At 38.0% G+C, this 1,231-nt stretch carries 2 protein-coding genes; both read right to left on the reverse strand.

What is annotated here, in order from left to right; translation table 11 throughout:
- Window positions 1–54: 54 nt before the first annotated feature.
- The gene (locus J536_RS24455) at window positions 55–564 is read right to left on the reverse strand and encodes a GNAT family N-acetyltransferase (RefSeq protein WP_032064250.1); all 510 of its coding nucleotides are present in this window, start codon (window positions 562–564) and stop codon (window positions 55–57) included.
- A gap of 405 nt (window positions 565–969) precedes the next feature.
- On the reverse strand, window positions 970–1,231 hold a 262-nt coding region (locus J536_RS24460), incomplete at its 5' end, for a DUF4126 domain-containing protein (protein ID WP_032064293.1).

Below are 1,231 nucleotides of genomic sequence, written 5' to 3' on the forward strand. Positions count from 1 at the left end.
ACAGGATGTCGGGCTTTTTTTATTGGTGTTTAAAAATGCTCTAAAAGAAAATTCTTATATTGTTTTATTCACAATATACCTTTGAACTACTTGGTTGAGAGTAATTTCAGAATGAAGACGACCATTGTTTGCTTGAATAGTTTTTGCAGAAGCTAAATTAGATTTATAACAATGTATATGTAACTCCGTTAGGCCTAACTTCCATGCCTCCTGAATTGTAAGCTCTAACAATTTCGAGCCAAAATTCTGCCCACGTTTAGAAGGACGAATACCTAAACCAATATGTCCACCACAATATTCAATCTGTTCATTGAGTTTAAGTCGCAAGTTAGACGCGCCAATAATTTCATTACCTTCTACTAACCAATATGTAATGTTGGGAACATGCCCTTCTTCTAGGGATTCCCCTTTTTCATAATCTCTCAGTTTATTCAAAAATGATTCAAAATTTGTATGGTCAAACTCCGTTGTCAAAGGGTGACGATCTTCATCTGCTAATTCATTAATATAGTTGCTATAGCTCTCTTTAAATTTTAAATGAGGTTTTACCAACATAACGGTCATTTATTGATTACTCCCGATAAAATTGTTCTTTTTACAACCAAACTTAAACATAACATATTGTTATTAATGGCAACTCTTATTCTTCTCAGCATCTTCAATGATTAGGTATAAAAGTAAGCCTCCTCTATTCGCCCCCTCTGTAACTACAAAATGCCTCACACCATGTTTCAATGTACGTTTTATCCTACAAACTTTTAGGGATTTTGCGGATTGGCGATATCCCTCTTTTTTCCTAATATGAACTCATACAGGAACAGGATGTTCCGGAACATAAAACAACAATAATAGGTTCAAGCACCAGAAGCGTGAGATACGACAGGAGTCATATCTAGTACCCAAATACGAAAAAGCCCAACAGGATGTTGGGCTTTTTTTATTGCTGTTTAAAATATGTTTAGGCTAAACCTATAGAGGACTATGTGCCTGTTCTTGCTTTTTATGGCGTATCCAACGTACCGCTAAAATAACCGCAATCAGCACCACTACCGCAACAAGCGCCGGAACTAACAAAGCTGAAACCGAAAGTAAAATTGCTCCAATCCACTCCCCTGTAGCAACAACAAAATTCCCTAAGCCGCCTGTGGTTGCAGTTGAAACACCACGTGCAGCGACTGTACTCATTTGCACCACGCCTGCCGTACCACCTCCCACAATAATCGCTGCCGCC

It is taken from the genome of Acinetobacter sp. 809848, assembly GCF_000581275.1.
GTDB lineage: Bacteria > Pseudomonadota > Gammaproteobacteria > Pseudomonadales > Moraxellaceae > Acinetobacter > Acinetobacter pittii.